At 63.8% G+C, this 561-nt stretch carries 1 pseudogene; it reads right to left on the reverse strand.

The features are described from left to right. A pseudogene (locus NF4_RS36030) lies at positions 1-561 on the reverse strand (DNA-directed RNA polymerase subunit beta); the annotation flags it as partial.

Genomic DNA, 561 nt, shown 5'->3' on the forward strand with positions numbered 1-561 from the left:
TCACGGGCGTCGATCTCGTGCTCCTCGATATGAATCGAGGTCAGCACATCGTCTTCGACCAACCGCTGCGACAGGATGATCGCGTCCTCGTAGTTGTGACCCTCCCACGGCATGATCGCCACCAGCAGGTTCTTACCCAGCGCCATCTCACCGTTCTCGGTGCACGGCCCATCGGCCAGCACCTGACCACGCTCGACGCGCTGGCCTTCATCGACGATGGGCCGCTGGTTGGCGCAGGTGCCCTGGTTGGAGCGGGCGAACTTCCGCATCCGGTAGGACTTGCGGGTGCCATCATCGGCCATGACCGTGACGTAGTCCGCGGAAACCTCCTCGACCACACCGGCCTTGTCGTTGACCACGACATCCCCGGCATCCACCGCCGCCCGCAGCTCCATACCGGTACCCACCACAGGAGCCTCGGAACGGATCAACGGCACCGCCTGACGCTGCATGTTCGCACCCATCAGGGCACGGTTGGCGTCATCATGCTCCAGGAACGGAATCATCGCCGTCGCGACAGACACCATCTGCCGCGGGGACACGTCCATGTAATCGACCCGG

The sequence above is a fragment of the Nocardia fusca NBRC 14340 genome, assembly GCF_001618425.1.
In the GTDB taxonomy this organism is placed as follows: domain Bacteria; phylum Actinomycetota; class Actinomycetes; order Mycobacteriales; family Mycobacteriaceae; genus Nocardia; species Nocardia fusca.